Annotated in this window: 12 protein-coding genes and 1 riboswitch; of the genes, 4 read left to right on the top strand and 8 right to left on the bottom strand. The window is 51.2% G+C overall.

The window, feature by feature from the left end; all coding sequences use genetic code 11:
* Nucleotides 1–161: 161 nt before the first annotated feature.
* Genes VIR50_RS12150 through thiD form a run of 5 tightly spaced genes read right to left on the bottom strand, consistent with a single transcriptional unit; the run spans nucleotide 162 to nucleotide 4,588 of the window.
* On the bottom strand, nucleotides 162–755 hold the full coding sequence (locus tag VIR50_RS12150; RefSeq protein ID WP_331935376.1) for a thiamine phosphate synthase: 594 nt from the start codon (nucleotides 753–755) through the stop codon (nucleotides 162–164).
* Between the two features lie 3 nt (nucleotides 756–758).
* The gene (locus VIR50_RS12145; protein ID WP_331935375.1) at nucleotides 759–1,535 is read right to left on the bottom strand and encodes a sulfide-dependent adenosine diphosphate thiazole synthase; all 777 of its coding nucleotides are present in this window, start codon (nucleotides 1,533–1,535) and stop codon (nucleotides 759–761) included.
* A 25-nt stretch (nucleotides 1,536–1,560) separates the two neighbouring features.
* Nucleotides 1,561–3,150, bottom strand: a complete 1,590-nt coding sequence (gene thiC / locus VIR50_RS12140; protein ID WP_331935374.1) for a phosphomethylpyrimidine synthase ThiC — start codon at nucleotides 3,148–3,150, stop codon at nucleotides 1,561–1,563.
* On the bottom strand, nucleotides 3,147–3,776 hold the full coding sequence (locus VIR50_RS12135; RefSeq protein WP_331935373.1) for a thiamine phosphate synthase: 630 nt from the start codon (nucleotides 3,774–3,776) through the stop codon (nucleotides 3,147–3,149). The genes thiC and VIR50_RS12135 overlap by 4 nt, the downstream gene beginning before the upstream one ends.
* Entirely contained in the window at nucleotides 3,773–4,588 is an 816-nt protein-coding gene (thiD, locus tag VIR50_RS12130; RefSeq protein WP_331935372.1) for a bifunctional hydroxymethylpyrimidine kinase/phosphomethylpyrimidine kinase, read from the bottom strand. The genes VIR50_RS12135 and thiD overlap by 4 nt, the downstream gene beginning before the upstream one ends.
* A 69-nt stretch (nucleotides 4,589–4,657) precedes the next feature.
* Nucleotides 4,658–4,757: riboswitch (TPP riboswitch) on the bottom strand.
* Nucleotides 4,758–5,423: 666 nt separating this feature from the next.
* Here thiD and VIR50_RS12125 point away from each other — a divergent pair.
* On the top strand, nucleotides 5,424–6,824 hold the full coding sequence (locus VIR50_RS12125) for a C1 family peptidase (protein WP_331935371.1): 1,401 nt from the start codon (nucleotides 5,424–5,426) through the stop codon (nucleotides 6,822–6,824).
* Here VIR50_RS12125 and VIR50_RS12120 read toward each other — a convergent pair.
* A complete protein-coding gene (locus VIR50_RS12120) occupies nucleotides 6,766–8,331 on the bottom strand; it encodes a ComEC/Rec2 family competence protein (RefSeq protein ID WP_331935370.1) in 1,566 nt (521 codons plus the stop codon). The two genes, VIR50_RS12125 and VIR50_RS12120, sit on opposite strands and share 59 nt — an antisense overlap.
* 231 nt (nucleotides 8,332–8,562) lie before the next feature.
* Between VIR50_RS12120 and VIR50_RS12115 the strand changes: the two genes are divergently transcribed.
* A complete protein-coding gene (locus VIR50_RS12115) occupies nucleotides 8,563–8,958 on the top strand; it encodes an FMN-binding protein (RefSeq protein WP_331935369.1) in 396 nt (131 codons plus the stop codon).
* 216 nt (nucleotides 8,959–9,174) lie between these two features.
* Here VIR50_RS12115 and nadB read toward each other — a convergent pair whose 3' ends face one another.
* Nucleotides 9,175–10,764 (bottom strand): L-aspartate oxidase, encoded by a 1,590-nt coding sequence (gene nadB, locus VIR50_RS12110; RefSeq protein ID WP_331935368.1) that lies wholly within the window; start codon nucleotides 10,762–10,764, stop codon nucleotides 9,175–9,177.
* 93 nt (nucleotides 10,765–10,857) lie between these two features.
* Between nadB and VIR50_RS12105 the strand changes: the two genes are divergently transcribed.
* Nucleotides 10,858–11,268, top strand: coding sequence for a hypothetical protein (locus tag VIR50_RS12105; RefSeq protein WP_331935367.1), 411 nt, complete (start codon nucleotides 10,858–10,860; stop codon nucleotides 11,266–11,268).
* A complete protein-coding gene (gene dacB, locus VIR50_RS12100; RefSeq protein WP_331935390.1) occupies nucleotides 11,252–12,538 on the top strand; it encodes a D-alanyl-D-alanine carboxypeptidase/D-alanyl-D-alanine endopeptidase in 1,287 nt (428 codons plus the stop codon). Before VIR50_RS12105 ends, dacB begins: the two co-directional genes overlap by 17 nt.
* 430 nt (nucleotides 12,539–12,968) lie before the next feature.
* On the opposite strand, the gene sprA is transcribed toward dacB, so the two are convergent.
* Nucleotides 12,969–16,235: T9SS outer membrane translocon Sov/SprA (sprA, locus tag VIR50_RS12095; RefSeq protein WP_331935366.1), on the bottom strand; the 3,267-nt coding region annotated here is incomplete at its 5' end.

Raw genomic sequence — 16,235 nt, 5'->3', positions numbered from 1 at the left:
AGATACGCCACAGAACGCCTAAGAATTGTGCGTACCAAAGAAAAGAGAGTGTGTTTTATGAGTTTTTCGCCGCTTAAATGTGAGTTTTTCGCCGCTTAAATAGGAGCGAAAACAAGCCATTGGCGGACAAATTACGATATATTTTCAGCCCTATGGCAAGGTTATTCTTGTGCCAATGCCTTTAGATGGCGTACATATCCTTCCCAATTCGCTGCGCCGGCACGGCTCCAAAGGTCACCCAGCAAGGCCGCACCGCCAAAGCCATAGCCCCTTACTTGTGGCAGGTTAGCTGCGCAAATGCCACCCAAGGCCACTATCTTCTTATGAATCAAGCCATTCCGGGCTGCCTTTTCCAACTCTTCGGGGCTGAAAGCCGACCGATAACCTTGCTTTGATAAGCTGTCGAAAATAGGACTGAGAAATACGTAATCACACATTTCTTGCGCCCCCTTTACCTCTTCCCACGAGTGACAAGAGCGGGAGAGAGAACCCGAAAAACCATCGGGAACGCTCGGGTTGCGGCGGTTCAGATGAATGCCATAGAGCCCATAAGCGGCTTGAAGCTCAAAAAAGTCGTGCATAACGATACGGTCATAGCAGCTCGGAGGAATGTTCTTGATAAGCTGTTCGCAGGCTTCTATCGTGGCGTCGGGCTTGCGCAGATGAATGAGGTCAATGCCCCAATCGAGAAGCCGTGGTATAAAAGAAGCCTCTCCCTCGATAAATGAGGGAGAGGTTATGGCTATCAGTTTCATTCGTCATAATGCCTTTATGCGGTCGATGATGAGTTGTGCCACCTTTCTTCCCGACAAAAGCATGCCTCCGAAGATAGGTCCCATGCGGGGAGTGCCGCCCACTGCCGATGAGGCCATGCCACAAACGTAGAGTCCGGGATAGATTTCTTTCGTGCCTTCCACCACTTGCCGCTCGCCTTCCACTACGTCGAGAGAGCGCTCACCGATAACTTCGCCGGTGGCAGTGTTGAGCTTTATGCCGTTCTTACGGGCCACCACACGACACATTTCGCTATCGTGGCCCGTGCCATCGATGACAAACCGTGCCATGATATTGAGCGGATCAACGTGTAAACCCTCACGAAGCACGGGCGTCCAGTTGACTACAACGCCGCTGACAACGTCGTTTTTGAAGACAACATCTTCCACTGAATAGCAGTTAAAGATAGTTGCGCCGGCATGGGTGGCGTGATAGAGCAGGGCCGAAGTACTCTCCACGGAGTCCGCGGTGTACAGTCCGTCGCCATACTCTTCGTAATTGATACTGAAATCCTTGAGAATATCGAGGGCTTCCTCCTGCACTACGAGCTGGTTAAACATCATCGCACCGCCCCACATTCCGCCGCCGGGAGCGAGTTTGCGGTCGAAAAGTGCCACTTTAAGTCCGGCCTTTGCCATGTAGTAAGCGGCCGCTATACCCGACGGACCGCCACCAACGATGGCCACATCAAGGTCGAGACACTTTTCCATTTTCTCAAAATAGGTACGGATAATACCCTTGGATACTTGCTTTTCAATCATAATTATAAGTTTTAAATATAGGTTTTCAAATCGTGTCAGTGGTTTCTTCAGTACATGGTTCCAGCGTTTGGCTGATGCGCATGGCACAGAAGTTGGGGCCGCACATGGTGCAATACTTTCCTCCTACCTTGTTAGATGTCTTCCAATATTCCAACGCTTTCTCCGGGTCGAGGGCCAAATTAAACTGGTCTTTCCATCTGAATTCGTAACGGGCGAGGCTCAACGCGTTGTCGCGCAGAGCCGCTCCGGGATGTTGCTTGGCCATGTCGGCGGCGTGGGCAGCTATCTTGTAGGTGATGACACCCGTGCGCACGTCGTCCTTATCGGGCAATGCGAGGTGCTCCTTGGGCGTAACGTAGCAGAGCATGGCCGTGCCATACCAGCCTATCATGGCCGCTCCTATGGCCGAAGTGATATGGTCATAGGCCGGCGCAATGTCGGTTACGAGGGGTCCGAGCGTATAAAACGGAGCGCCGTGGCACTTCTCTATCTGCCTATCCATGTTCTCTTTAATCTTGTGCATGGGCACATGGCCGGGGCCTTCGATAAACGCTTGCACGTTCTTAGCGCACGCCCGCTCTACCAATTCGCCCATGGTATCGAGCTCGGCAAACTGTGCCCGGTCGTTGGCATCGTAGGTTGAACCGGGTCGCAGACCGTCACCGAGCGACAGGGCCACGTCGTATCGGGCGCAAATATCGCAGATGTCGTCGAAGTGACTGTAAAGAAAACTCTCCTCATTGTGTACCTGACACCATTTCGATATGATACTTCCGCCGCGGCTTACCATGCCCGTCAGGCGCCCTTGGGCCAACGGCACGTTCTTCAGTCGTATGCCACAATGTATCGTAAAGTAGTCAACGCCCTGCTCACACTGCTCTATCAGCGTGTCGCGGAATATCTCCCAAGTAAGGTCTTCGGCCTTTCCGTTGACCTTCTCAAAGGCTTGATACATCGGCACAGTGCCCACCGGAACAGGGCAGTTGCGCAAAATCCACTCACGGGTTTCGTGAATGTTGCTGCCCGTTGATAAGTCCATGAGCGTGTCGCCGCCCCATTTGCAACTCCATACGGCCTTCTCCACCTCTTCCTCTATGCTGGAATTGGCGTGTGAGTTGCCGATGTTGGTATTGATTTTCACGAGGAAATTCGTGCCGATAATCATCGGTTCGCTCTCCGGGTGGTTGATGTTGGCGGGTATAACAGCCCGTCCCGCGGCCACTTCTTGCCTTACAAACTCGGGTGTGATATGGCTCTCAATGCCCTGCTCACGGCAGTTCATCGTCTCCCGAATGGCCACATACTCCATTTCTTCAGTAATAATGCCCTGCTTGGCGTAGTACATTTGCGTTCCCTTTCGCTTGTCAATCCATGGTTGACGCAGCTTGGGCAGCCCCTTGTTGAGGTCTATCTCCACGTTAGGATCACTGTAAGGACCGCTCGTATCGTACACGATGACGGGGCTGTTGGGCCGTTCTGTGCGGCGGCCGTCCTCGTTTGTCACGGTAGGCGTGAGCTTTATCTGCCTCATACCCACCCTTAGCTCGGGGTAGATGACGCCTTTCAGATAGATTTTCTCCGATGAAGGATAACTGATTTTGATGTCGTTTTTCATATTGTAGCTGTTATATTAATTAACTGTTTCATCGCTTCCACGGGGTCATCGGCGTTCATTACCGTGCCGCTTACGGCTATTCCGTCGGCTCCGGCCCGCAGTATGGCGGCTACGTCGGGCGCTTCTATGCCGCCGATGGCTATGAGGGGAATGTCGATATGGTCGTGGCGCATGCGCTCTATGAGCCTTCTGTAGCCGTCGAGGCCCAACAGCGGCGCCAAGTTTTGCTTGGTTTGGGTGAATCGGAATGGGCCACAGCCTATGTAGTCGGCCCCTTGCCGGTAGAGCCTTTTGATGTCGTCAAAGGTGTTGGCGGTACCTCCTATGATGAGGTTGTCGGCCTTTAAGTAGGCGCGGGCTTCGCTTACGCCCATGTCGTGCTTACCAAGATGTACGCCGTCGGCCATCAATGGCTTGACCAAATGTACCCTATCGTCGAGTATAAAGCGGGCACCATAGTCGCGGCAGAGCTTTCCCACGGCGTGGCCCACGGCAAGAAACTCGTCGTCAGAGGCTTCTTTCATGCGCAGTTGTACCCATCGACAACCGCCCCTCAGGGCCATTTCGGCTCCCTCGGCGTAGCTTAGGCGCTGGTTATGGTGGGTAATGAATTGCAGGCTTTTCATCTTTTCAATAGTTTTTCGGGGTTAAAAAAGTGGTTCACGGGCCCATATCCATCCCCCAACGTTACGTCGTTACCGGCCCGGAGCGCATGAGTAACATAGTCTTTGGCCAACTTTATGGCGTCGGTAAGCGCCTCGCCCCGTGCCAAGAAGGCCGTGATGGCCGAAGAGAGGGTGCAGCCCGTGCCGTGGGTATTGCGGGTTGGTACGGTGGGTGATTGGAAAACGAAGCGTTGACCATCGGCCGTATAGAGCCTATCGGTCTTTTGCAGGCCCTCCAAGTGGCCGCCTTTGATGAGCAAAGCCTTGCATCCCAAGTCCATGATACGCCGGGCCGCAAGGTCTATTTGGGCCTCGGAATCAATGTGAATGCCTGCCAAAGCCTCGGCTTCGGGCAGGTTGGGGGTCAGGAGGGTGGCCTTGGGAAGGAGTCGTTGACAAAGAGTTGCTATGCCATCGGGCTCCATCAGCGGACTGCCCGACGTGGAAACCATCACCGGGTCGATAACTATATGGGCCTCGGGGTAATCGTTTAATACGTCGGCTATGGCCGTTATGGTTTGCGCCCGGCCCGTCATGCCTATCTTGATGGCGTCGGGTTTAATGTCGTCCATCACGGCCTTGAGTTGTGCCCGCACCATTTCGGGGCTGATATGTTGCACGGCCGTGACGCCCAAAGTGTTTTGGGCGGTGACCGAAGTGATGACGCTGGCGGCGTAACAGCCCAAGGCCGATAGGGTTTTAAGGTCGGCCTGAATGCCTGCGCCGCCCGAACTATCGGAGCCGGCAATGGTCAATGTCTTGATATAAAACATGGTATCACCTTTTAAAAGTGTACAACAAAGCGAGGGAGATACCTAAGTTTACATGAGTGATAAACGCAAATCAATAGTCATCGCACTTCCTACGGCAGCATTACCTGCATCAGGTTATACGGGTATAATCTCAGCTCACTCAATAGAGTGGCACCCCTCGTTCGGTTAATTCCGAAGTTTATCGGTTGCAAATATAAAGATTTTTTTTGATTGAAAGCCCATCGTGAGGAAAAAACAAGCCATCGCTCGTTTTTTAACATTTGGCCGATGAAACGGCCGAGGTTCGGCTTCGAGAATGGCAAAGGCCGATGGCTGTTTGTTCAGAATTTATTTTACAAAAGGTCGTTGCTGCGTGGCTTATTTGAAAATGATTTGGAGTTGGGTGGAAATTCGCGAATTTTGAGCGTTTTTATAGATGGTTGTAAATCAATGGGTTATCGTTTTTGAGGAAATAAACATGGGCTTACGATTATGTGATAGGCCTGCTTTCGCCTCGTGAAAAGGCTTCTGCCGCAAGGCGAAAGCGGCGTTTTGAGGGAGTGAAAGCAGTGCTTTTAGCGTCCGAGCGTGGGCTTTCGAGGCGATGAGAGGGGGGTGGTGGCGTCGTGAGGGCTGCTTTGAGGTGATGTAAAATGCTATTTGGAGCAAAATCAGAGCCGCTTTTTCTATATATAAATCTTTACAAATCGGGGCCTTATTTCTCATCTTTAGGCGCCTTGTTATCAACGACTGATGGCAATAGAGGGGCGCTTGGGGAATATTATTGTCAAAAAACAGTGATTTACTTTTATTTTTATTATATTTGCAAAAGTCAAAAAACAAAAACCAAACCCAAATGCGTAAAACAGTTATTTTTAGCCTTGTCATGGCTGCGTCGGTAGCTTTGACAGCCCATGCACAAGGCGGTATCTCTGCCGAAATGCTGCAGAAAATCCAAAAGCAAGGGCCTTCTTCCTTGGCCGATAAGGCATTGGCCAACGCTATTGCCTCAAACTCTATCGATGACTTGGCGAAGAACAGCCGGGCGTCCATCGCTTTCGACGATCATTTCTCGGTGTCAACACCGGAGCAAACCATTCATAATCAGAAGAGCTCGGGCCGTTGCTGGATGTTCAGCGGGCTGAACGTGTTGCGTAGCAATTTCGCTTTGGCCAACAATGGCGGGCAAACGGTGGAGTTCTCGCAGGCTTATCTCTTCTTTTGGGACCAATTGGAGAAGTCCAATCTCATGTTGCAGGCGGTCATAGACTGTGCCAATAAGCCGATTGACGACCCACGTGTGCAGTTCTTTTTCAAGCACCCCGTGTCCGATGGAGGTACTTTCTGTGGTGTGGCCGACCTTGCCGAGAAGTATGGTTTGGTGCCTATGAGCGTCATGCCCGAGACCTATTCGGCCAATAATACGTCACGATTGGCTCGTCTTGTGTCGTCCAAACTGCGTGAGTATGGGCTGGAGCTGCGCCAAATGGTGGCCGATAAGAAGAAAAAAAGCCTGATTGAGCAGCGTAAAACCGAAATGTTGGGCACCGTTTATCACATGTTGACCCTGACATTGGGCACTCCCGTGAAGGAATTTACTTACACTTTCCGCGATAAGAAGGGCAATCCCGTAGGCCAGCCTCGCAAGTTTACCCCCAAAGAGTTCTACAATGCCACGGTGGGACATGCGCTTAACGGCAGCTTCATCATGGTAATGAACGACCCGCGCCGGCCTTATTACAAGACGTATGAGGTAGATTACGATCGTCATGTGTACGATGGTCACAACTGGAAGTACCTCAATTTGCCCATGGAAGAGATTGCCCAATTGGCCATTGCTTCACTCAAAGACGGTCGAAAGCTCTACAGCAGCTATGACGTAGGTAAGCAGTTCAATCGCAAGCAGGGCTTCTCCACGCTCGACAATTATGATTATGCTACCTTGTTTGGTACGACTTTCGGCATGAACAAGGCCGAGCGTATCGCCACGTTCGACAGTGGTTCTACCCATGCCATGACGCTTACGGCCGTTGATTTGGACGCTGCCGGCAAGCCATTGAAGTGGAAGGTGGAGAACAGTTGGGGCGCTGACAGCGGCCATAAGGGCTGTGTCATCATGACCAACGATTGGTTTAACGAGTATATGTTCCGTCTTGTGGTGGATAAGAAATACGTAAGTGAGAAGCTGTTGAACGACTTTAATCAGAAACCTTTGATGGTTGTACCCGAAGATCCTTTGTTTGGAGCCGACGACTGATTTGCTTTTCACGCCATAGGAAGGCGGCGATGGTAGCCCCGATTATCCCTAAATAGCATAGCCACGCTTCACGGTTGCTCAGGTAGATGTTATCTATCGAGGCGCCGGGGAGGGTGGCTATCTGCTTGATGGCCGTGGATAGAAGGTCCGTCAGCGAGGCCGCGGCTTTTAAAAGCAGGCCATGGGGCAGGCCGAAGAGCGTGGTCAGGAAGACGGCGGCTGTGGTGTAGAGTATCAGGGTAGCCAAAGGAATGACGATAAGGTTGGTCAGTAGGAAGTAGCAAGCAAAGCGTCCGAAGTAGTGGAGCACCAAGGGTGCCGTGGCTATTTGGGCCGCTAAGGAGGTGGCCATGAGCTGTGCTATGCCTCGCAGGGGGCGAATGTCGGCCCGGAACAGCCGGCTTAGCGGGCGAGCGTAGGCAAATATGCCGGTCACTGCTAAGAAAGAAAGCTGGAATCCCGTGTCCCAAAGGCTTAAAGGGTGGACTGCCAGCATGATGATGGCCGTGAGTGAAAGGGTGTTCATGCTCATCTTATCGCGGTTGAGTGGGGAAAGGAGCCCGTAAATGGTTATCATCGTGGCCGCACGAACGACCGATGGTTGCAGTCCAACCATCATGGCGTAGGCCCAAATGGTCAGCAGGCTGAGGATGGTACCGGCGATATGACGTCCTAAGAGGGTGATAAGAATAAAGTATATTATGGATAAATGAAGGCCTGAAAGTGCGAGGATATGGGAGCTTCCGGTGCGTGAGAAATCGTCTCTTGTTTGTTTGCTGAGTTGTGATTTGTCGCCTAAGGTCATGGCCAAGAGCAGCGATTGGGCTTCTTTATCCAAGGAAGAATGGTTGAGTTCCTTGGCTAATCGCTCTCTGAAGCACAGTGCCGTCAGGCGACTTTTGGTCAGTCGGCTGAGCGAAAGCTGGAAAGCGGCGGTGTGATATTTCCAATAGGGTATGAAGGTTGTGCCTTCGTAGCCGTGTATTTGCAGCCATCGGCGGTAGTCGAAATGGGCATTGGAGCGTGTGTTTTCATAAAGAGTGATGGCCGATTGGGCAATGATTCCGTTGCCGATGCGTAGCTGTCGGTCGTGATTGTCGTCATGTCGGAGCATTGAAGCCTTGATTTTCATGGGTCGTTTGAGCGTTTTGCCTTCCATTTCGGTCACGAGTAAGTCGCAGCGCATGACCTTTCCACGCACTTGGGGGGTAGTGGTGATGACGGCCTTGTAGGCTATTTCCCCGGTCGGCAGTGGCCGGTCGTGGCGATAATGATAGAAAGAGAGGAGCAAAGCGCCCAGCAAGAAGGAGTTTAAAAGCAAGGCCGCGCCTTGTAGTTTAGCCTTACAAACCAGCGTAAGCAGCAAACTTAGTCCGTAAAGCGCTATCCATGACGTGATGGGTAGTGGGCAGTATTCGCCCGCAACGATACCTGCCATGAGCAGAATAGCTATTCGCAACAGCGGATTAAGTTGTAAATAATTACTGAAGGCTTGCTTGTAATCCATGTGATTAAGGCTTAGTGAGCGGCTAATATCAAAACACAAAAATAATGGTTTTTTCGTAAAAGTAGTGAAATCGTTGCCTTCTTTTATGCTCATTGTGGCGAAAAGAGGTAATTTTGCGGTCTCAAAAATAAGACAAAAGGTTAACTCTCATTCGATGAGCGTTTAATAATATAAGGTGTAAAGTCGAATTGTAATAGGAAGAAAACATAATTATTATAAATAGATAGTCAGATGAATATTAAATCAATAGGAATGATTGCGGGTGCCGTTCTCGCATTGGCGCTTTTCGCAAGTGCGGCAGTTAATAACGAGCCCATCACAAAGAACAATGACACAGTGATTGTTAATACCGCTCAAATTTGCAAAACAGTAAGGGGATTTAAGGGAAGTACGCCCTTACAAATTCACATTAAGAAGAATAAAATCGTGAAAGTAGAGGCTCTCCCCAACCGTGAGACGCCGCAATACTTCGCAAAAGCCAAGGCTCTTTTGAAGCAATTTGAAGGTAAGACTGTGAAAAAGGCAGCCAAGTTAGAGGTAGATGGCGTCAGCGGCGCTACCTATTCTTCCAAGGCTTTGGTGAAAAACATGAAGCAAGGATTGGAGTATTACCAAAACAACAAGTAGTTTTGAACTGATTAAAACTGATGAATGATGCAGAAATAAAGTCATTTCGTTTTAATCAAAGCTCATGAATATAAAATGCGTAAGCGAGATCTTGAAGGGTCTCGCTTACGAATTTATGGTATAGAAGTTACACGTTTATAGTGTAGAAGTTACACGTTTTATAGTGTAGAAGTTACACGTTTATGGTATAGAAGTTACACGTTTAGGGTATAGGGGCTATACTTTGTCATAAGCATGGGCCGGATAATCGGTGGTGAAATGTAAGCCTCGGCATTCCTTTCGCTCAATGGCTTGGCGGGTAATGAGGTACCCCACGTTGATCATATTGCGAAGTTCGCAGATTTCCCGGCTGGCTTTCACCCGCTTGAACAAGGCCTCCGTCTCTTCATAAAGCAAGTCGAGACGGGCCCATGCACGCTTTAAGCGGAGGTCGCTGCGGACAATTCCCACATAATTACTCATGATTTCGCCCACTTCTTTTACGCTTTGTGTGATGAGAACATGCTCCTCATTGGTCAGCGTTCCTTCATCGTTCCACGCCGGAACAGCCTCGTTGAAATCGTAATTGTCGAGTAGTCGCAGGGAGTGACGGGCCGCGGTGTCGGCATAAACGACAGCCTCGATGAGCGAGTTGCTGGCCAATCGGTTGCCGCCATGCAAGCCGGTGCAGGCACATTCGCCCAAAGCGTAGAGGCGATGAATGCTGCTTTGCCCGTTGAGATCGACCTCTATACCGCCACACATGTAGTGGGCCGCAGGCCTGACGGGTATGTATTCCTTGGTAATATCAATGCCTAAGGTGAGACATTTGTGGTAAATGTTGGGGAAATGGTGGCGTGTTTCGTCCGCGTCTTTGTGCGTTACATCGAGGCAAACATGGTCTATGCCGTATATTTTCATCTCATTATCGATGGCTCTTGCCACTATATCGCGGGGCGCCAAGGACAAACGATCGTCATACTTCTCCATAAAACTATCGCCATTGGGCAGCCGCAGCACGCCACCGTAGCCCCTCATGGCCTCGGTTATGAGAAAAGCAGGATGTGTTTCGCCCAAATGAAAGAGGGCAGTGGGGTGGAATTGAACGAACTCCATGTGCTTTACGGTTCCTTTTGCCCGATAAACCATGGCCTCACCGTCGCCCGTTGCGATGACAGGGTTGGTCGTTGTCTGGTAGACAGCGCCACAACCACCGGTACACATGACCGTAACTTTCGACAGATAAGTATCTACTTTCCGGGTGGTAGGGTTGAGAATGTAGGCTCCATAGCACTCTATGTCGGGCGTACGGCGTGTAACTTCGACGCCTAAGTGGTGTTGTGTGATGATCTCCACGGCGAAGTGATGTTCCCGTATCTCAATATTGGGATTGCTCTTTACGGCTTCCATCAGCCCACGCTGTATCTCCGCGCCCGTGTCATCGGCGTGATGAAGAATGCGAAACTCCGAATGACCACCCTCACGGTGCAAGTCGAAGGCGCCATCGGGCTTGCGATCGAACTTCACTCCCCAATCGGTGAGCTCACGAATCTGGGCCGGTGCCATCCTGACAACTTGCTCCACGGCCTCCCGGTCGCTGATGAAATCACCGGCAATCATGGTGTCTTGAATGTGTTTATCGAAGTTGTCGAGTTCCAAATTGGTCACGGAGGCAATGCCACCTTGGGCGAACGAAGTGTTGGCTTCCTCAAGAGATGTCTTGCAAACGATGCAAATCTTGCCCTTGCCGGCCCTTGCCATCTTGAGCGCATAGCTCATCCCGGCCACGCCGGAGCCAATGATGAGCACGTCATACTTGAATGTCATAAATAGAATTTGTTATTCATGATGCAAAAATAGCAATTTATTGTTAAAGCGATTCTTAAAAGGTTTATTTTTTGTAATTTTGCTTTTGAAATTATGAATAGAAGTTTTCATCGGTGTTTTTCTATCTCTGCGGCATGTGGAATTACCGTATTTGCGGTACTTTCATTCTTCTTTTTCTTATCAAAAGCTCCCGTTTCAGGTCTTTTGATGGCGCTTGTCGTCGTGTTGATGACTGAGCGAATGATCCATACAACTTATGTTTTGGCACAAGAGAATGGTGAGCAAGTGCTCATCATTGACAAGGGTCGACTGGGCCGTCGGCAGCGAATTCGACTGTCGGAAATCGTGAAAGTGACGCCCATGCGCCGCTTGGGAGGGTTGAGCCGCTTTGTGATGATCGTGTATGGGGCCGACCGCATGGTGGCCGTGGAGCCGCAAGACGAGGATGGGTTCTGCCGAGAGCTGATGAAACGGATGAGAGAATATGATGATAAAAATGTATAACTTGATAGGAGAAACTAAAAAATACCTCTTTACTTTGTTGTTTATATTGTTGGCATGTCCCGTGTTCGGACAGGTCGATAACGAGGTACGAGATGATGATGACAGTGATGAGCCCGACTCGGCGATGGTCGACAGCCTGCTCAATGATTCTGTGGCACGCCCTTGGCCACAAGGAGTGCAGCACCGATTGGCCCAATTGCTGGAGAGCGATATGTTTGAAACGTCGCAAGTAGGCATGATGGTTTATGACTTGGACGCCGATTCCGCCATCTTTAAATACAATGAACGTCAACTGATGAGGCCTGCCAGCACGATGAAAGTCATAACGGCTATAACGGCGATGGACCAACTGGGAGGCGATTACCAGTTTAAAACCGAGCTGTGCTACACGGGAAAGATAGAGGGCAGAACGCTGCGGGGGGACATCTACTGCGTAGGAGGATTCGATCCGAGATTCAACAGCGACGACCTGAACGCTTTTGTTGAGGCCATCAAGAAGATGGGTGTTGACACGATACATGGCCGCATCATAGCCGACAAAAGCATGAAAGATGACAAGCGTTACGGCGAAGGATGGTGCTGGGATGACGATAATTGGACGCTGTCGCCCCTGCTTATCAGCAAGAAAGACCAGTTCGTGAGCCGTTTCCTTCAGGCTTTGGTGCTGGCCAAGGTGGTCGTTGAGGTGACAACTACGGACGGACGGAAACCTGCCGACGCCTTTTGTATCGCCAGCAGGTTCCACACTATCGACCAAATTCTCATGCGAATGCTCAAGGAAAGCGACAATCTTTACGCCGAATCCATGTTTTATCAGTTGGCCGCGAGTACGGGCAACCGACCTGCTTCGGCCCGTAGCGCCCGCTCGGTCATCAAGAGATTGGTCGGCAAAATAGGCCTCAACGCCTCTCGTTACAAGTTTGCCGATGGGTCGGGGCTGTCCTTATACAATTATATTTCGGCCGAGTTAGGGGTTAAAATGCTTCGTTACGCTTACCGAAATGACAATATTTACCACCATCTTATCCAAGCTCTGCCCGTGGCGGGGCAGGACGGGACGCTTAAAAAGCGCATGAAGGGCGTCTTCACCAACGGAAACGTGAAGGCCAAAACGGGCACCGTGACCGGCGTGAGCAGCCTGATGGGCTATTGTACGGCGTCAAACGGCCACCGTCTTTGCTTCGCTATCATCAATCAGGGCTTGCTTCATGGCAAGAATGGGCGGGCTTTTCAGGACAAGGTGTGCACGGTGTTGTGCCAGCCTAACTAACCTTTAGACTGTTTGTTTCCGGCAAATCAGAAAGAAAATTATAGCATAAAATACCGCCGTTCTTACCCCTTTGCGTAAGAACGGCGGTATTATTATTTCGCAAAATCCACTTCCTTATTTTTCAAGAAATATCTCCTTGTTGGGCGGTATCGGTATTGCCATTTTCCAAGAAATATCTCTTTATTTTCAAATCCCTATCTTTTGATAACTTTGGGGACGAACTCTTTTTGGGTGAAAAATATGCTCTTATTTGCCACGATGTATCTTCTTATTTTTCAAGGTTTATCCTTTTATTCCCTAAGAAATATTTTCCAAAGTTCTAAGCGTTATTCTTTGGATTTTCAAAAGCAGGCCTTTGGGTGGGTCAAAGGGCTGCTTTCATCGTGTGAAAAGCCCTCTTTCATCGGGTCAAAAGGCTGCTTTGAGCGGGCTATCTCGTGAGTGAGAATTTCAGGCTGAGACCAAAGTCGTGCATCGTGGTGGGGTAGCTGCTGGCCGAGAGCAGCGGGGTGTTGGTTTGTTGGTCGTAATAGAAGTTGAGCGTAAGCATGCGGCTGAGCGTGTAATCGGCCGAAAGGCTTAGCTTGAAAGCCGTGTTGCCGCTGCCTGCCGTCGTCACTCGAGAGGCTATGTCGCGTGTGAGGGCAGCCTGCCTGCGGTGACTTATGTCTACTCTTATGTTGAGGTCGTGGTTGATTCCTCGGCCTTGGCGGTTGTTGGCGGTGGCGTTTCGCCCCGTTGCGGGTTGATTTCTGTCGGTGGAGGAACGGCCTTTGCGGGTTCTTGGGGCCGCCGGTCCAAAGAGCCGAAGGTCGTTGATGCGGTAGGCCAAGCCCACGACCCAATCGCGGCTGAGGGCCTCGTTGAGCTGCACGCTGGTCATGTTGAGGCCCAACACACGGGTGGTGCGGTATTCAAGTTTGGCCGTCAGGTTGTTTTGAAAGGTCATGTCGACGCCGATGAGCGGGCTGAACGCCTCGTTGATACTCACCACCGATATGTTATACATGCTGTGGGGAGCGGGTTGATTGTCGGTAGTGGTGATGAAACCGAGCCCATCCATGTATTCCTTGAACGATGAATAGCTGCTGTAGGCGCCCACGGCGTAAATGCTCTTGTAGGCATGGTTGATGTTGAAACTGCGGAAAACGTCGCGGAACCACGGCAGTTGGCCCAGTCCGCTGTAGCGCACCGACCAATTGGGAAGCATGCGTGTAAGCGTCGGGAAGAGGTCGAGCGATCGGCCGCCGGTGTAGGTTGAGAGGAAGGCCGGCACCAAAACGTCCGAGCTGTAAGGGTCGACGGGGGCGGCAGAAGGGTCATATACGCCGCCACCGGGCATGGGCGCGCCCTTGTAACGGGCCTCCACACGGTTTCGGAAGCCCGCTATAGCGTTGCAGAAGCGCTCGAAGCTGGCGCTGTGATAGCCGCTGCGGGCGTTGCCAATGCCCTCCAAGGCGCTTCGGAGCGAGATGGTTGTCATGGTGAACGTGCCGTTTTGCGTGGTTGGAGAGCCGTCATACATGTATTGAATGCTCTTTCCACGGGTGTTGCTGCGCGAGGCGTTGAGGTCAATTCTGAAGTTGCGGAAAGGCTCGAGCATGGCTCTGACCTGCAAATCCTCGGAACTGTTGGTGGTAGCGGGCGTCGCTACGTCCTCATTATGGAGCAACCAACCTCTCTCTTGTGCCCTTTCGACATACGAATCGCCCGTCATGCCCAAGGCAAAGTCTATTCCCGGGGCGAAGGCTCCCGTGTTATGGGTCTGTCCGAAGGCGTCGCCCACGTGGGGCATGAAGCCCGGCAACGACATGGAATATTGATTTCGGTAGGTTATACTCATGTTGCGCACCATCATCAAGACCCTTGCCGCGCTCTGTGCCAGCCTATACCAGCGGCTGTTTTCCAATGGTTCCTTGGCGCCGACGCTTATCTTCAGCTTCATGGCCGAGTCTACCTTATTCTTTATAAGGATGTGGTTGGCGTCTGTTTGCTTGTATTTTAGGCGCAGCTTTTTGCCATCCTGCGTCATCGCTGTGACGATAAGGCGCTTCGAGTTCTTGCCATGATCGATGGAAAGGGTGGTGTCGGGCTGCAATGTTATCTCCTTTTCAAAGTTCTTCCGGCTGCTTTGCAGGCGTCGTTTTTGCTCCTCCCGTTGCCTTTCTTGCGCGCTTTGGCGCTTGTTCCGGCCCTTGTCGGTCGCGTTGTTTGCCCTGCGGTTGGCGTAGGACGTGGCTCTGTTATAGCGTGACCGTGCGCTTCGCTCGTTGGCGGCCTTGAGGAATGGTATGTGGTTATAGAGCTTCTCAAAGTTCAGGGTGGCGTCCATGGCCACGTTGCGGTTGTTGACAATGGTGTTGCCCAGCGAGGTTCCGTCTTCAAATTGGGTGCCCCTCATCCAATTGTAGGTGGCCGAGTAGTTGGCGGTGGCGGTGGTTACCCAGTCGAAAACGGGGATAAGATGGAGCGGAACGTTGTACGATACCGACAGTGTTTGGTTGTAATCAAGGGGTGAACCCCAATGGTTGATGGACTGCCAAACGGAGTCTTTCCATGCCGAATACTGATCGGGATAGAGGTCTTTGTTGACAGGTACGTAGGGTTCTTCTATCTGTGCGTGGGTCGCACTCTCAAAGTTGAGGTGCAGGTTGTGGGTCAAGTCCCATCGAAGAGCGAAGTCGCGGTTCCATAAGAACTGCTTGCTGAAGCTGAGGGGAAGCCGGTTCTCGGCTATCGCTTCCATGTCGCGTTCTTGCAATTCGTAGTAATTGCGCAGCATTTCCGTATTGAATCCCACGGATTGCGGTAGCCAATTGAGGCCGAATCTTCTGAAAATGTCGAGCCATTTCGACTTGTTCTTCAGTTTGCCGAATGGCTGCCAAGGCTTGTAAACGGGTGCCCAATTGTAATGGATGGCCCCTCGCCAGTTGGTCTCATCTTCGTAAACGGTGGTCTGTCCGGTAGTATGTGTGCGGTTGTGACTGTACGAAAAGGCGAAGTTATTGGGGTCGTAGGGCATGGGATGGCGCTTTGTCTGAATGCCGATGCGGGCGTTGGCGATGGAGAAGTTTGATGTTTTGACCCGTGTGAGGGCAATGTTCTCTAAGGAGTCACGCTCGTTCTTCGTTGCCGTGGCGTCGAGAGCGTCGTCCAACCGCATGTCTGTGTCGAGCGGATTGTACTTCGGTTTCGTCGTATCTTTGTTGTAACTATAATATAAAGGTATGGAAACGTTGGCCTTGTCGGGGAAGAATTTGCCGAGTTCCAAGCTGGTTGTAATGCTGTATTGGTCTCTGTTGTCGGTGGCACGTTCGTTGATTCCCTGCTCCAAACCGCCAAACCCTTGTGACACATGCCGTCCTTGGACGTCCAAGGTGCCAAGGTCGGAGAGTTGAACGTGCAGGTTGCCTTGTGCGGCCCAGCCTCCGTGATTGTCATATTCCTTGAGACGCAGCTCGTTCACCCACACTTCTCCGCTCTTCTGTTCGGCCGATTTGTTCCTCACTCCTATGATCATGGTCTTTATTTCGCCCAGTGTGGGGTTGCCTTTTATGGCTACCCGGTTGCTCGGAGTGGCGGGGTCGTACATGAAATACTCACCCGTGAAGGAGGCGTTGCCCATTGTTTTCGCCCGATTGCGCTCCTTTTTCAAGGTCGTAAATAGCTGGAGGGGAATGTTTATCATGTTTTCGGC

Source organism: Prevotella sp. (genome assembly GCF_036570325.1).
In the GTDB taxonomy this organism is placed as follows: Bacteria; Bacteroidota; Bacteroidia; order Bacteroidales; family Bacteroidaceae; genus Prevotella.
This window is presented reverse-complemented; position numbering and strand designations above follow the sequence as displayed.

What these genes read in the sequence shown, in the direction of transcription:
- VIR50_RS12115 (WP_331935369.1), top strand. Translation starts at nt 8,563, where the DNA reads ATGAATATTAAATCAATAGGAATGATTGCGGGTGCCGTTCTCGCATTG.
- dacB (WP_331935390.1), top strand. Translation starts at nt 11,252, where the DNA reads ATGATAAAAATGTATAACTTGATAGGAGAAACTAAAAAATACCTCTTT.
- VIR50_RS12125 (WP_331935371.1), top strand. Translation starts at nt 5,424, where the DNA reads ATGCGTAAAACAGTTATTTTTAGCCTTGTCATGGCTGCGTCGGTAGCT.
- VIR50_RS12150 (WP_331935376.1), bottom strand. Translation starts at nt 755, where the DNA reads ATGAAACTGATAGCCATAACCTCTCCCTCATTTATCGAGGGAGAGGCT.
- thiC (WP_331935374.1), bottom strand. Translation starts at nt 3,150, where the DNA reads ATGAAAAACGACATCAAAATCAGTTATCCTTCATCGGAGAAAATCTAT.
- VIR50_RS12135 (WP_331935373.1), bottom strand. Translation starts at nt 3,776, where the DNA reads ATGAAAAGCCTGCAATTCATTACCCACCATAACCAGCGCCTAAGCTAC.
- thiD (WP_331935372.1), bottom strand. Translation starts at nt 4,588, where the DNA reads ATGTTTTATATCAAGACATTGACCATTGCCGGCTCCGATAGTTCGGGC.
- VIR50_RS12105 (WP_331935367.1), top strand. Translation starts at nt 10,858, where the DNA reads ATGAATAGAAGTTTTCATCGGTGTTTTTCTATCTCTGCGGCATGTGGA.
- nadB (WP_331935368.1), bottom strand. Translation starts at nt 10,764, where the DNA reads ATGACATTCAAGTATGACGTGCTCATCATTGGCTCCGGCGTGGCCGGG.
- VIR50_RS12120 (WP_331935370.1), bottom strand. Translation starts at nt 8,331, where the DNA reads ATGGATTACAAGCAAGCCTTCAGTAATTATTTACAACTTAATCCGCTG.
- VIR50_RS12145 (WP_331935375.1), bottom strand. Translation starts at nt 1,535, where the DNA reads ATGATTGAAAAGCAAGTATCCAAGGGTATTATCCGTACCTATTTTGAG.